At 68.5% G+C, this 13567-nt stretch carries 11 protein-coding genes and 1 pseudogene; 4 read left to right on the forward strand and 8 right to left on the reverse strand.

The genetic code is table 11. The features are described from left to right. Positions 1-26 precede the first annotated feature (26 nt). Together NFU08_RS10915 and NFU08_RS10920 are read right to left on the reverse strand one after the other, a co-directional pair. The gene (locus NFU08_RS10915) at positions 27-2015 is read right to left on the reverse strand and encodes a hypothetical protein (RefSeq protein WP_251423133.1); all 1989 of its coding nucleotides are present in this window, start codon (positions 2013-2015) and stop codon (positions 27-29) included. A gap of 58 nt (positions 2016-2073) precedes the next feature. Beyond that, the gene (locus NFU08_RS10920; RefSeq protein ID WP_251423136.1) at positions 2074-2313 is read right to left on the reverse strand and encodes a three-helix bundle dimerization domain-containing protein; all 240 of its coding nucleotides are present in this window, start codon (positions 2311-2313) and stop codon (positions 2074-2076) included. A 227-nt stretch (positions 2314-2540) separates the two neighbouring features. Between NFU08_RS10920 and NFU08_RS20855 the strand changes: the two genes are divergently transcribed. The 3 genes from NFU08_RS20855 to NFU08_RS10930 all read left to right on the forward strand — a co-directional run bounded on the left by NFU08_RS20855 (position 2541) and on the right by NFU08_RS10930 (position 5076). Continuing rightward, on the forward strand, positions 2541-2675 hold the full coding sequence (locus tag NFU08_RS20855; RefSeq protein ID WP_285835590.1) for a hypothetical protein: 135 nt from the start codon (positions 2541-2543) through the stop codon (positions 2673-2675). A 245-nt stretch (positions 2676-2920) separates the two neighbouring features. Further along, positions 2921-3415 (forward strand): ANTAR domain-containing protein, encoded by a 495-nt coding sequence (locus NFU08_RS10925; protein WP_397425647.1) that lies wholly within the window; start codon positions 2921-2923, stop codon positions 3413-3415. A gap of 428 nt (positions 3416-3843) precedes the next feature. Then, positions 3844-5076 carry an acyltransferase gene (locus tag NFU08_RS10930; protein WP_251423139.1) on the forward strand — a complete coding sequence of 411 codons (1233 nt, stop codon included), beginning with the start codon at positions 3844-3846 and terminating at the stop codon, positions 5074-5076. 181 nt (positions 5077-5257) lie between these two features. On the opposite strand, the gene NFU08_RS10935 is transcribed toward NFU08_RS10930, so the two are convergent. The 4 genes from NFU08_RS10935 to NFU08_RS10950 all read right to left on the reverse strand — a co-directional run bounded on the left by NFU08_RS10935 (position 5258) and on the right by NFU08_RS10950 (position 9791). Continuing rightward, on the reverse strand, positions 5258-5962 hold the full coding sequence (locus NFU08_RS10935; RefSeq protein ID WP_251423142.1) for a TetR/AcrR family transcriptional regulator C-terminal domain-containing protein: 705 nt from the start codon (positions 5960-5962) through the stop codon (positions 5258-5260). A 598-nt stretch (positions 5963-6560) separates the two neighbouring features. Then, complete coding sequence (locus NFU08_RS10940; protein WP_251423145.1) at positions 6561-8336, reverse strand: bifunctional diguanylate cyclase/phosphodiesterase; 1776 nt, start codon at positions 8334-8336, stop codon at positions 6561-6563. Positions 8337-8718: 382 nt separating this feature from the next. After that, positions 8719-9615 (reverse strand): F510_1955 family glycosylhydrolase, encoded by an 897-nt coding sequence (locus tag NFU08_RS10945; RefSeq protein ID WP_251423148.1) that lies wholly within the window; start codon positions 9613-9615, stop codon positions 8719-8721. Further along, positions 9615-9791: a hypothetical protein gene (locus tag NFU08_RS10950; protein ID WP_174180624.1), complete on the reverse strand. Its 177-nt coding sequence runs from the start codon at positions 9789-9791 to the stop codon at positions 9615-9617. Before NFU08_RS10950 ends, NFU08_RS10945 begins: the two co-directional genes overlap by 1 nt. Positions 9792-10112: 321 nt before the next feature. On the opposite strand from NFU08_RS10950, the gene NFU08_RS10955 reads away from it, so the two are divergent. Continuing rightward, positions 10113-11807: a S8 family peptidase gene (locus tag NFU08_RS10955; protein ID WP_251423152.1), complete on the forward strand. Its 1695-nt coding sequence runs from the start codon at positions 10113-10115 to the stop codon at positions 11805-11807. Between the two features lies 1 nt (position 11808). On the opposite strand, the gene NFU08_RS10960 is transcribed toward NFU08_RS10955, so the two are convergent. Continuing rightward, entirely contained in the window at positions 11809-12528 is a 720-nt protein-coding gene (locus NFU08_RS10960; RefSeq protein ID WP_251423154.1) for an ANTAR domain-containing protein, read from the reverse strand. 164 nt (positions 12529-12692) lie between these two features. Continuing rightward, positions 12693-13567: pseudogene (locus tag NFU08_RS10965) on the reverse strand (glycoside hydrolase family 26 protein); the annotation flags it as partial.

The following is a 13567-nucleotide window of genomic DNA, read 5'->3' on the forward strand; positions in this document are numbered from 1 at the left end:
TATTCCCTTGTACGCGCCCGCACCCCCTACAGCGCCGCTTCAACCGCCCCCAGCGCCTCCAGGACCGGGCGCAGCGCCGTGACCGAGTCGGCCGGCAGCTGGACCTGGGTCCGCAGGGGGATGTCCGCGGGCTCGCCGGGGAGGCTTGCCCCGGCGTAGGCGGGCTCGTCCGCAGGGACGGCGACCCGGCGGACGGCGTCGCCGTCGCGGACGGTGATGACAGCAACCATGCTGTCCGGCAGGACCTCGCCGTCCACCTGCTGCTGGGGCACCGCCGGGGCGCTGTCATTGAGCAGGCCCGCGTCCGCGGCGGCCTGGAACACCCGGCCCGCCAGCTGCCGGTCCACGGCGTGGGAGGTTTCGTCATCCCCGGCGTGCTGCAGCTCGTCCACCACGCTCCGCTGGGCGGCCCCGTCCCCGTGGACGGCCAGCCGGTACACGTAGCGTTCACCCGGCGCGCCGCCGCTGACCTCGAACGAGACTTCGGTGTCCGCCGCACGTTCCGGCGCCGCACCGACGCCGGCCATGCCGCGCAGCCGCTGCAGGACGGCGGCGCGCGGTTCCGGCCTGAGTTTGTCGATGTTCTTCAGCGTCATGGCGCCCTCCTCGGGGACCTCGGGCGGCTCCGATGCACCGGCAGCGGGATTGTGGCCGGAACCGTGGAAACCGGTGATCCGGTTGTAGTGGCGGGCCACCGTCTCGGTGTTGTCCGCCATGACGGTGCCCGTGTCCACGGGGCTCCTGGCGGGGCAGGCGGCGTCCGCGTATTCGTCCGGATGCCCCAGCATGTGCCCGAACTCGTGGGAGGCAACATCGCCGGTGTCGCTGGTGTCCCACAGCCGCATGTTGGACCGGGCAGGCCCCGGCTGGACGCGGACCACGTGGTGGGCTCCTGAACTGACCCACTGGACGTCGAAGGTGATGGACTGGCGGCCGCCGTTGGGGGCCTGGCAGCTGAACCGGTCCGACCATTTGTTGATGATGCCGTTCCGCCAGGTGGTCCTCAGGCTGTCCATCGTGGCGGTGCTGATGCCCGCGTCCGGGTTCAGCTGGATCCGCACCGTGACCCGGGTTCCGGACTGGTGGTAGCCCGCCGTCCAGCTGTAGACGCATTCGCTTACCCCGAAGGACACCTCGCCGGCCGGTTCCACCTCGTGGACCCAGTACTTCTGCCAGACGTTGCTGTCCGTCCCGCGTACGAAGACGTGTTCATGGTTTGGTCCCATGGACCCAAGCGCGGGCTCCGAAGCCAGGACGCCGCCGTCGTTGTGCCGGCCCCAGGGGTGCCAGCTGTTGTTGTACCAGGCGCGCTGCCAGAGGGCGCCGTCGTTCCCGCGGACGTAGACGTTGCAGACGTCCTTGTTCCGGGAGATCGTGGCAGGCCCTCCGCTGAAGCCGCCGGCCGGGGCACCGATGTTGAACCAGCCCTTCCACCCGCCGGCCGCTGTCCAGTACTTCTGCCAGACGTTGTTGTCCGTTCCCCGGACGAAGATGTGTTCATGGTCCGGGCCCATGGAACCCAGCGCGGGCTCCGAAGCGAGGACGCCGCCGTCGTTGTGCCGCGCCCAGGGGTGCCAGCTGTTGGCGAACCAGGCGCGCTGCCACAGGGCGCCGTCGTTCCCGCGGACGTACACGTTGCAGACGTCCTTGTTCCGGGAGATGGTGGCCGGGCCGCCGCTGAAGCCGCCGGCCGGGGCGCCGATGTTGAACCAGCCGCTCCAGCCGCCGGTCCGCGTCCAGTACTTCTGCCAGACGTTGTTGTCCGTGCCGCGCACGAAGACGTGCTCATGGTCCGGGCCCATGGAACCCAGCGCAGGCCGCGAAGCCAGGACGCCGCCGTCGTTGTGCCGGCCCCAGGGGTGCCAGCTGTTGGAAAACCAGGCACGCTGCCACAGGGCGTTGTCGTTCCCGCGGACGTAGACGTTGCAGACGTCCTTGTTGCGGGAGATGGTGGCAGGGCCCCCGTTGAACCCGCCCGCAGGGCCACCCAGATTGAACCAGCCGCTCCATCCCATGTCTGCGCTCCGCTCCCTCGAAAGCTGTACCGGCAGACCCAGTGGACCCCGCTGCGCGTTACTGCGCCGTTACTGCACCCACGGTGCCGGGGACCAGAAGGTGCTGGCGGGCCAGCCGGAGCTTCGCGGCGCGTTCAACCAGGATGGGGATGTAGTCCCGCACGCGGCCTTCATCAAAAAGGCTGTGTTCGTGGGCAACCACGTCCTCGATGACGGAGCGCGGCTGGCCCGGGAAGTGCGCGGCGAGCCGGTCCACCACGTCCGTGAGTGCCTGCGTTTCGGTCTTCTTGAGCATCATCACCGTTCCTGCTGGAAGGAGAGCTGGGCTACCACCTGTACGTTCCTGAGCCGGACGTGCATGGATGAATCATACGAACGCCGGTCGCCGAGGGAAACCACTCATTGGAAGTCTGCGGGTATCCGCAGGCGGCCTTGGTGCCGGCCCGCGAAAGCCAGTAGTGGACTCTCAGGGGACAAGTAGGGAATACGCGGGCGCCTGCGTACGGGGCTCCGTAGAGTCGGCGCATGGCAGATGCAATGGGCCGGAAGCATGGCCGCAGAAGAGGACCGGGGCCCGCGAAGGGCAGCCGGCGGCTGGCTGTCCTCGTGTTCTTCGTCCTGGTGGTCCTGGCGGTGGCCGCCTTCGCCCTGACGCGGTAGGCGGGTTCTGCGCGGACCAGCGGCTGACCTCGGATGATGCTGCGGCTGCCGGGGCGGAGTGTTCCCTCGTTTAGGATGTTCTCATCCGTAAAGAATCCGGGCCGGGGAAGCCAGGACAGAGCACACCGAATGGCCCGCAGTGACATCCAGCAATAATTCCCGCGCACTTTCGTCGGCAAGAATCCCCCCACGATGACTATCTGGACTGTCCCACGGGGCTTGTCGAGTACTACTTCGCAGAGGGCATCTTCCACTGGTCGGAAGGCCTGTACCGCATCTATGGATACGAACGCGGCGACGTTGTCCCTTCCATGGACATGGCTTTCGCCCACATCGAGCCTGAAGACCGGCCCGCGGTCCAGGCCTACTGGGACCGGGTTGCAGCGGTCGGCGGACCGTCGTCCATCTATGTGTCCGTCCGCGACCGCAAGGACCGCCAGCACAAGCTGCTTTTCTCCGCGGACTACATCCTCGAGGGTGGTGCGCCTGTGGGCGTGTGGGGCGTGGTGGTTGACCTCACCCAGTCCATCCATTCCGACCGCCACCAGCTCGCAACCGAGGCCGTGGCTGCGTCCGCTCTCAACCGGGCCGTCATCGAACAGGCCACGGGAATCCTGATGGGACGCCTGGGCATCACCGCCGACGAGGCCTACGAACTGATGAGCCAGCAAAGCCAGGATACAAACAGGAAGGTCTACGCCATCGCCCACGAGATGGTGGAACGCATCACCCGCCGCTAGGCTGGCGGCCTTGCCATCTGGCGGGGCGCACTCCTGATGGCGCCCGGGGCCGCTGACCTCGGATGATGCCGCGGCTGCCCATTGACTGAAGGTGGCGTTCCGGCCACGATGATGTTCCCGTTGATATCCCGCAAACGGACGGCCGCACCCATCCCCTCCACGTGCTGGTCCATCAGGGCGTCCCGGGGGACAACCATGACATCTACGTGCTCGGCAGTGCCGCCGAAAGGGCCGCCTGCGACGGGGAGTATGTCAACCGGTAACTGGCTCCGGCCACTCGCCACAGGTGAGGCGTACGACGGCGGCACGCGCCGCCGTCGTACATGTTTGCCGTGGGTGCATGGAGCCTGCGTCCAGCTTCCGCCCAGCGCAGTTACCGAAACGTTATATATGCTGGACGGGTGGTTTTTAGGTCAAGCAGTGGAAATTTGTCAGCTCCGGAACGCCCGGCCGCGCCAGGCGGCGGGCTCATCTCCGGGCGGAAGCACGCCCTGGACGGGCTCCGGACCATCGCCGTGGCGGGGGTCTTCTTCTTCCATACCGTCACCGAGCTGGTCCCGGGCGGATCCATCGGCGTGGACGTGTTCTTCACCCTCAGCGGCTTTGTGATCACCCTGCTGATCATGAAGGAGTACCTGGCCACGGGCCGGCTGCGGCTGGGCATCTTCTACGCCAAGCGGCTGGCCAGGCTGTGGCCCGCGCTGCTGGCGCTGTGCGGCGTGATCGTGACAGTGGGACTGGTGTTCCCGGCGTCCAAGTGGGCCGGCCAGGAAAGCTATGTCCTCCCGGCCGTCGGCTACGTGATGAACCTGGCGCGGATCGGGCTGTTCAGCGAGTCCATCGCCGGCGAAACCCTCGGCCCCGCCTGGACCCTCGCCGTGGAGGAGCAGTTCTACCTGGTGTGGCCGCTGCTCCTGCTGGTGCTGCTGCGGTTCTGGAAGGTGCGGACGGTCGCCCGGATCACGGCCGGGCTGGCCGCGGCATTCCTGCTGGAACGGTTCGTCCTGGTGCTGCTCGGGGCTCCGCTGAACCGCCTCTACAACGGCCCGGACACCCGGGCCGACGAGCTGCTGATCGGGTGCACCCTTGCCCTCGTCTTCACCACCGTCACCCACGGATCCCGGTCCCACGAATCCCTCCGGAACGCAGCGCGCTGGGCCGGGCCGCTTGCCGGAACCGCCCTCCTGGCCGCCGTGTTCCTGCTGAAGGAGCCGGACACCCCCGGCCTCTGGTTCAGCGCCTTCTGGACCGCCGGGCCTACGGTGCTGTCCCTGCTGTCCGCGGTGCTGATCGGATCGCTCGTCCTGCAGCCGGCCGGGTTTGCGGGCCGGGTGCTCAGCCACCCGTGGCTTGCCGGGCCGGGGCGGGACCTGTCCTACGCCATCTACCTCTGGCACCTGCCGGTGTACCTGCTGCTGATGCCGCTGGTTCCCTCGCTGTGGCTCCGGGTGGCGCTGGCCGCGGCCCTGACCGTGCTGCTAACCTGCGCGTCCCACCGCCTGGTGGAAACGCCCGTCCGCCGCTGGGCCAACGCAAGGCTGGAGCCCGCCGTCGTGCCTTGTTCTCCCGGACACTCCGCGGAACGCACCGGCGAACCCACCGCGGAACGAGGGCGTGAACTTGTGGCCGCCGGCCGCGTGCCCGCCGCTGACCAGGCATGACAGGAGGGGTGGACGGGTTGGAGAATTTACTTGGCCCGGACCCCTTTACGTGACGGAATCCAGTTACTAAAGTCAGTTCTTGTCATAGTCCGGATGGGCGCCAGGGGGCGTCCGGGAAGGGGGAGTGCATCACCGCTGACCTAGACCGAAAGACAATTGACCACTACGTTGAAGGCCCCTCCTAGGAGGGGCTTTCCCTTTGCCCCGCGGAGAGCTGGCCGGCCAGTCCGGAGAGCAGGATGGCGAGCCCCTGGTCCAGCTCGGCCTCGCCGTCGTAGTCCGCCAGGACGGGGCCGAGCGCCCGGAGGTGCGGAAAGCTTTTCGCCGGCAGGCGGTGCAGGCCAAGGCGGAGGATGGCCTCATTCTCGTCCGGGTCAACGATGTACTCCTGGAGCTCGTTCAGGATATGGCCGTACAGGAAGCCGTAGTAGGCGCGGTAGACGTGCAGGGCCACAGCCGGAGTGAAGCCGGCCTCGATCAGCAGGGCGAGGATCTGCTCCAGCGGGCGGAGGGTTCCCAGCGGGCGCAGCCCCAAGGGAGTGGAAAGCGGCCGGGTGACCAGCAGCGGCACCACGTTGGGGTGCCGCAGCGCCAGCAGCCGCAGGTCATGGGCGATCTTGCGGAGCTGCGACTGCCAGTCGGGATCGTCGGGGAAGATCGCCAGCTCATCCAGGACCAGTTCGGAAACACCGTCCAGCAGGGCTGCGCGGTTGGCCGCGTAGCGGTACAGGCTCATGGGGTCCCGGTCCAGCTCCTGACCCAGGCGCCGCATGGTCAGGGCATCGAGTCCTTCAGCGTCAACCAGTGCAAGGGCGGTGGAGAGGACAAGCTCCCTGCTCAGGGGCGCTTTCCGGGAACCCGCTTGACTGCCGGCACTGTCGGCCATGATAAATCCCTTCCATCGGCGCCGGGCGGTCCCTGGATGGACGATTCCTCAGCTTGCTTATTATCTAGTCTACGCATAAAGTCTACAGTGTAGAGAAATTGTCAGCATGGTTTCAGTAGAGGGATCAGTGTTTGCAGGGCCGCCATGGCCGCTCACACCATCCCAGGACCCGGGCGCTTCACCTTGCCGGTGCTGCGCACGATTGTCCCGATTCCTTTTTGTTTGCACCTCGTTGAGAAGAGCCATCATGGCAGCAGCACCCTCTACCGTTTGCCCAGGGACGCCAGTTCGCATGCCGCGGCCTGAGGCTGTGACCTCACCCACCGCCACCAGTTATGTGCCCCGGCATGTCCACCAGCCGCGCGGAAAGCGCCCCTGGTGCGCAACGTGCGATACCGACCTGCATCTGATGGTCGAGTTCCCTGGCGTTGGGGGGAAAGCGGGCTCGTTTGCCGTGGCCGTCTACTGCTCACAGTGCTGTGTCTCGCGCGTCCTGGATACCACCATTGACCATGTGGCAGCCCTTCCCTCCCGGTTCAAACCGCCAGTACAGCCCCGGTAAAGGGGCCTTGAGCGTTCACGAGCCTGGCCGCCGGCATCATGGCACTCGCCGCCGGCTGAGCATATCGAGCTCAGCCGGGGGCAGCGGCCGCGCGATGAGGTACCCCTGGGCGGTGTCGCAGCCCAGCCCGCGCAGGACTGCCAGCTGCGTTTCCCGCTCCACGCCCTCGGCGGTGGTGCGGAGGCCCAGGGCCCTGGCGGACGCCATGACACTGGCCACCAGAGCGGCCGAGGTGGGATCGGTATCGATGGTGTCGATGAACGACTTGTCCAGCTTCAGCCCGGTGAGGGGAAGCTCCCTGAGCAGTGAGAGGGACGAATAAGCCGTCCCGTAGTCGTCCAGGGCCACCCCGATGCCCGCCCGGATCAGCGTGCGCAGCTGGGCCGCCGCGGACGAAAGATCCACGATGGCGGCGCTCTCCGTGAGCTCGACGTTCAACAGCGAAGGCGGCACCCCGTGCCGTTGCAGGGATCCGTGGATGACCGTGGCCAGGTTCCCGGCGGCCAGCTGCAGCGGCGAAATATTCACCGAAATGGCCCGCGGCGTTCCGGCGTCCGCCCAAAGCCGGGCCTGCGCGCAGGCCTGGTCGATGACCCACTGGCCCACCGCGTGGATCATGCCGGTGTGCTCGGCCACATGGATGAACTCGGTGGGGGAGACGGCGCCCAGTTCAGGGTCGTGCCAGCGCAGCAGCGCCTCCACAGCACGGCATTCTCCGGTGGAAATGTCCATCAGCGGCTGGTAGTGGAGGCTGAACGCTGCACTGCCGAGGGCGTGTGGCAGCCGACGGCGGATGAGGGCCTGGCGGGCGAAGCGGCTTTCCGGCCGGGAGGGGTCGATGCGGCCCAGCCTGCGCCTGCCTTCGTGTTTGGCCTGCAGCATCGCCGCGTCCGCCTGGCGCAGCAGGTCTTCGAGCTGTGCCCCGGGGTCGCCGCCGGCCCCCACCTGACCTTCCCCGCTGCTGCGAGCCCCAGAATCGCCTGCCCCAGAATCGCCTGCCGCGACGTCGCCGGCCATGGCCAGCCCCAGCGTGGCGGAGACCTGGAGTGCGTGGCCGTCATGGACGAACGGCTCATCCAGGACACGGAGAATCCGGTTCGCGAGGGCACGGGCGCCGGTTTCATCGACGTCGGCCAGCAGCACGGCGAACTCGTCCCCGCCCAGCCGGGCCACCCTGTCCGCCGGACGGGTGCACGCCTGAAGCCGTGCCGCGAAGGCGGTGAGCACACTGTCACCGGCCCTGTGCCCGAACGTGTTGTTGACGACCTTGAAATCGTCCAGGTCCACGTAGAGCGCCGCCGTCCGGGCAGAGCCGGAGCCGGCCAGCAGGGCCTGTCCGGACTCTTCCAGCCCCAGCCTGTTGGCCAGGCCGGTCAGCGGATCATGGAGCGCGGCATGCCGGAACTCATCCGAAAGGCCCTCCAGGACCTGCGAGACGGGCACCACGCGCGGGGTGCCCGAGGCGGGAACGACGAGCACATCCTGGTACCTGCTTTCCTCAGGCCGGTCCAGCAGCGCGGCGGCGGCCGCCCGGAGGTCCAGGGACGGCGGCAGGCTGAACGTGGTGCAGGGCACCAGCGCCTCCGCCGTCATGCGGGCGCTCAGCGCCCGCCCGTAGCCCAGCCGCCCGGTCATCTGGTGGTCAAGCTGGTCCCGCGTCAGCAGGATGAGGTTCCCCCGGACCTCGACCACCACGGCCCGGAGCCCGCGGTCCTCCCGGAACAGCGCCTCGATCTCTCCCGACGGCGTGTTGCCGCTCAGGACCACCGCCTCGAAACCGAGGTCACCCAGCGTGGGCGCGGACGGCTTCACAGCGGGGACGGGACGGAAGGGAGGAGGCCACGCGTCCTGCATATCAAGCGAAAGCCAACGGCAGGTGAACATCAGGTGAGAGGTACGACGGCGGCGCGCCCCGCCGTCGTGCATTCCGCCGGGTGTCCGTGGCAGGGAACTGCACAGATCTTGACCAAACACGCGGGCGATCCTTCGCCCAATCCTGAGCCTCCGGGCGTAGTTTTGGCACCCAGGCAGTAGGGAAGGGGAGTGGAGACAATGACCATCACCGAATACGTTGCAGCCCTTGGCGGGATGCTGGCCTCTCTTGGCGGAGTGGGCCTCCTGGCGGCGGGACTGATCCGGTTCAGGGCGCGCCACTAGGCGGAAGGCCGCAGGCGTCTGCTCAGTCCGCGTTTGCTCAGTCCGCGTCTGCGGGCCGGAAAGTCATGCCACCGTCCGTGGACACCATGACCCCGTCCGCCGTGGCGGCCCAGATCCAGGGCCGGCCGTCCTCGCCCTTGAGGGCGGCGATTGCCATGACTTCGGCGTCGATGCGGCCCTGTTCAGTCCACGTTTGGCCGGCGTCGGGGGAGTAGTGGACAGTGCCGTCCGGTTCTACACCCACGGCTTCCGCGGGGTGGGCGAACGCCGCGAACTGGATCACCGGGCCGTTCTCCAGCGGCGTCCAGGTACTGCCGGAGTCCGTTGAGCGCTGGATGCCGTCCTGGGTGGTGGCCAGGACGGTGGTGCTGTCCGGGTGGCCGGCGAGGACGGCCGGGGCGAAATCTGCGGCGACCGTGTTCCAGGCCTTGCCGTCCGGGCTGGTCCGCAAGGAGCCGTCGAAGGCCACGATTCCCGCCTGGGTGGCGGTCAGCGCGTGGAAGTCGGATTCGCCCTGCCGTGAGAGCTGCTCCCAGGTCTTGCCGCCGTCGGACGATCTCAGCAGGCCCAGCGGGTTGGGCAGGTCCGAGCCCGGGCCGGGGTGGCCGGAGGCGTAGAAGACGCCGTCGGAGGGGCCGGGGGTGAAGCCCATGAGGTCGTTGGTTCCGCCGATTTTGGCGGCCGGGGCGGTGGTGACGTCGAAAAGGCCGTCGTGCGTGGCCAGGAGCACCTGGCTGGTTTCGCCGCTGACGGCGATGCCGTGCACGTGGGAACCGGGAAGCGTACTGTGGGCGCTGCCAGTGCCAGTCGCAGTGCCGTCTGTCTCCGGTGCCGGACTCGAGGCGGGAGCGCAGCCTGCAAGGGCAAGCAGCGCGGCCGCCGCGGCGGAGAGCGCCGCAAAATGTCTGGTGCTGCTGGCGTGCTGGCGGGGCATTACTGGATCAGGTAGTGGCGTTCTTCAGCTTTGGGAGTCTTCGGGAAGAAGGACTGGCCCAGTGCCTTCAGGCCGATCGCGGGCAGCAGGACCAGGGCCACGCTGATGGAAAGAGCGGTCCAGCCCAGGTCCTCGAGCGGGCCAAGGGTGCTCCCCTGGGGAGAAGTAGTGTTCACGACTGCGCCTTATGTGAGACCGATGGGAAACGGATGCCTGCCCTGGTGCCCGGACAGAACCCTCCCAGGTGTGTGTCCGCCAGCGAAGCAGGAATCCCTTCAAGGTTACGGCACCCGTGCGGACCCGTGGAAATGGCGGGCGCCGCCGGCGTCGCCGGAGGACATCCCGCCGGGTCATCAACAGCCCGACTGCAGGCGTCCTGAATATTTGCCGCTGCCCCTTCTTCCCTCCCATGCTTGTGGCTAGAATCGGGGCGGGGGTGAGTCTGTCCGCGCGCCGGCACCCAGCGCTAGGCGCCTGTCCTTGAAGGATGCCCGCCAATGACCCACCGCTCAAGCCCCCGCACCGCCGTCGCCATCGCTGTGGCTGCTGTCCTGGCCAACACCGCCCTGGCACTCCCTGCCCAGGCCGACGGCGAACTGGACAGCATCCGGCCAACCCCGACTCGGGCGGCGCCCGCTGCGTCCCCCGCCACGGACCAGTTCATTGTGGGGATCCAGGGCGGTCCCGGCATCGGGTCCGAGGCCGCGGCAACCTCAGAGGCCGCGCGGATGGCCGCGGGCCGGATGGGCGTCGCCGCCCAAAACGTCAAGGGCATGTCCGCCGGTGCGCAGGTGGTGAAAACCAGCCGCCCCCTCCCTGGCGCTGAGGCCGAGGCCTTCCTGGCGGCACTGCGGTCGTCCCCGGGGGTGGCCTATGCCGAGCCGGACATCATCATGTACCCCACTGCCGAGGCCCCCAACGACCCCGGGTACGCGGTGCAGTGGAACCTCTGGGACGAAGCCGCCGGCATCCGGCTCCCCGGTGCCTGGGACGTGAACCGCGGCGAGGGGACAGTAGTGGCAGTCGTGGACACCGGAATCACCAGCCACTCCGAACTGAATTCCCGGGTGCTGCCCGGCTACGACATGATCGTTGACGCCCCCAACGCGCGGGACGGTGACGGGCGTGACGCCAACCCGCAGGACGAGGGCGACTGGTTCGCCGGGGAGCTGTGCGGCGTTGGCGGGGAAAGCGGCATGTCCTCTTGGCACGGGACCCACGTGGCGGGGACGATCGCCGCGGTGGCCAACAACAACGACGGCGTCGCAGGGGTTGCGCCCGAAGCCCGGCTGCTTCCCGTCCGCGCCCTCGGGGCCTGCGGCGGCTACGAGTCGGACGTGGCCGATTCCATCATCTGGGCCGCCGGCGGCCAGGTGCCCGGCCTGCCGGTCAACCCCAACCCCGCCCGCGTGATCAACCTCAGCGTGGGCGGCGACGGCCCCTGCTCACCCATGCTGCAGAACGCCATCAACCTCGCCCATGAGGCTGGCGCAGCCGTGGTGGTGGCCGCCGGTAACTCGAACCGCCCGGCTTCCGGCATGAGTCCGGCGAACTGCAAGAAGGTCATTACAGTGGCTGCCTCCGGACGCACCGGCGCCCGTGCCTCCTACTCCAACTACGGGGACGACGTCGACGTGACGGCTCCGGGCGGTGACATCACCAGCCAGTTCACTGAAGGCATCCTCTCCACCTCCAACTTTGGCGCCACGACTCCCGGGCCCGAGGCCTACGCCTTTATGCAGGGCACGTCCATGGCCGCCCCCCACGTTTCCGGGATCGCCGCCCTGCTGATGTCCGAGGTGGGCAGCAGCTACACGCCCGAGATGGTGGAAAAGCGGCTCGAAGCCACGGCCCGGCCCCTGGCCGGTGGCTGCCCCGAAGGCTGCGGCCATGGACTGGTGGACGCCGCCGAGGCCCTGGACCTCTCCACTGAAGATTTGCCGGCCGGCGTTGTGCTGCCCAAAGCGGTGACGTTCACGGACAAGGACGGCACCAGGAAGGACACCTTCACCGTTCCGGCCTCCAAGGGCGTGGAATACGTGCGGGACGGGGCAGTGGTGAAAGCCGGCGAGTATCCGGGCTCCGGCACCGTCACTGTTTCCGCGCGTGCCCTGCCCAAGTACTCGCTGGCGGCCGGGGCCACCACCCAGTGGGCCCACACGTTCTCACCGGACAGCGCGCCTGCGGGGTAGGCTACGCCGGAGCCGGCGGATCGGGCCGGGCTGCCGGTGACCCGGCGGCCAGTGACTTCACCACATTCTCGGCAACGCTGCGTACTTTCAGGTTCCGCTGGCGTGAGGCGCCCGCCAGCCTGCTGAACGCCTCGGCATACGTGCAGCTGTTCTGGGCCATGATCACGCCGCACGCCACATCGATGGAGGTGCGGCTCTCCAGGACGGTCTTCAGGTTGTCCCCGGCGGACCGGACGCTGCGCACCTCGAGCGCCAGCTTCATGCTCTGGGCCGCCACTTCCGCGAACCACCGGGCCTCGGCCACCAGGTCCGGTGTCAGCCCGGTGGTGCCGCGGACAAGGAACAGCAGCGCGCAGGACGTGCGGTCCTCCAGGTCCAGCGGAAGAGCCAGCGCCGCGCCGAATCCGGAAGCCGAGAGCCGCCGTCGGTATGCCTGCCACCTGGTTGAGGTGGTGCGGTCCACCTTCACCAGCTCGGATGTGCTGACGGCGTGGGTCAGGGGCCCGTCGCCGTTCCGGTCCTCAGAGGTGGCCAGGGCCTCGGCGGCAATGCTGTTGCCGGCAATGACGGGCGGGCCGCCGGGCCGGATCAGCAGGGCAGCGCAGTCCGCGGACCCTGCGAGGGCCAGCGCGCCGGCCTCCGCCAGCCGCTGCACCGAACCCAGGTCAGTGTCCGCACCCGTGATGAGGTCCAGCAGGAACCCCGGGCGTTCTGTCCGCATGGTTCTGTCCGCCGGTTGTACTGCCACGCTTCGTCCCCCGTAAGCATCGGTCCCGTCCCGCACCCGCGCGGGCTTTACCCGAATCTACGAGTACAGCCCGCGGAGGGCACGAGTAGCCGGTACTCTACTTTTCCGGCACGGCGGGGGGACCACTTGCTTTTGCCTTACCGGCGGGCAGCCAGTGCCTGTTTGAAGGCGTCGGCGGACGGCGTGCTGCTGTTGATCCGCCAGTCGGTCTCCTTGTTGTAATGGAACCAGGTCAGGGCGGTGATGTCCGGCTGGGCGGAAAGGTAGCTGACCAGGGCGGTGATCCAGTCTGCTTTGGAGCCGCCCTGCTCCGCCGAGGATGTTTCGGCGATCAGGATCTGCTTGCCGGGGGCCAGGGCACGGAGCTGGGAGAGGCCGTCGCCGAAGAGCTGGGACGGGGACACCCACGAGCTCCATGAGGCGGAGGTACCCCAGTTGTAGCCGTCCAGCGCCACCGCGTCCACGTACCCTGCGCCGGGGTACAGGCCGGCCAGTGGCACCGACCCCCAGTACGGCACGTTGGGGTTCCACACCCAGGTGATATTGGTGGCCCCCCGCCGTCACCACGCCGTGCACGTGCTGCCACGCCGCCACGTAGTCCCCGGAACCGTTGCCGTTGACCTGCTCCGACCACGGGTACCAGTTGCCGTTCATTTCGTGCCCGAACCGCAGCATCACCGGGTGGCCCCAGCCGGCCAGCGCCTGGCCCCACTGGCGCAGGTAGGGATCGAAGTCCCCGGCGGTGATCCGGTCCAGGGCGTACGCAGGCTGCGCTGTTCCGCCGCCCCACGCCCAGGGCTCCCAGGTCAGCAGGGTGAGGGCGCCGCGGGTACGGACCGCCTCCAGTTCGGTGATGGGGGGAGCCTGGTTGAAGTCCTTGTAGGACAGGATGATGGACGGCGCCTCGCCTGCCAGGGCGGTGACCTCGTTCAGTTCGGCCGCTGCGAGCGGGCCGCCGGGAGTCCCGACGCCGAAGCGCAGGGTTGCGGGGGCGGGTGCCGCCGGGCTGGTG

Source organism: Pseudarthrobacter sp. NCCP-2145, from assembly GCF_023708005.1.
Lineage (GTDB): Bacteria > Actinomycetota > Actinomycetes > Actinomycetales > Micrococcaceae > Arthrobacter > Arthrobacter oxydans.

Coding starts and splice junctions, on each gene's coding strand:
- NFU08_RS10915 (WP_251423133.1), bottom strand. CDS start 2,015: ATGGGATGGAGCGGCTGGTTCAATCTGGGTGGCCCTGCGGGCGGGTTC.
- NFU08_RS10920 (WP_251423136.1), bottom strand. CDS start 2,313: ATGATGCTCAAGAAGACCGAAACGCAGGCACTCACGGACGTGGTGGAC.
- NFU08_RS10935 (WP_251423142.1), bottom strand. CDS start 5,962: ATGGCCGACAGTGCCGGCAGTCAAGCGGGTTCCCGGAAAGCGCCCCTG.
- NFU08_RS20855 (WP_285835590.1), top strand. CDS start 2,541: ATGGCAGATGCAATGGGCCGGAAGCATGGCCGCAGAAGAGGACCGGGG.
- NFU08_RS10955 (WP_251423152.1), top strand. CDS start 10,113: ATGACCCACCGCTCAAGCCCCCGCACCGCCGTCGCCATCGCTGTGGCT.
- NFU08_RS10945 (WP_251423148.1), bottom strand. CDS start 9,615: ATGCCCCGCCAGCACGCCAGCAGCACCAGACATTTTGCGGCGCTCTCC.
- NFU08_RS10960 (WP_251423154.1), bottom strand. CDS start 12,528: ATGCGGACAGAACGCCCGGGGTTCCTGCTGGACCTCATCACGGGTGCG.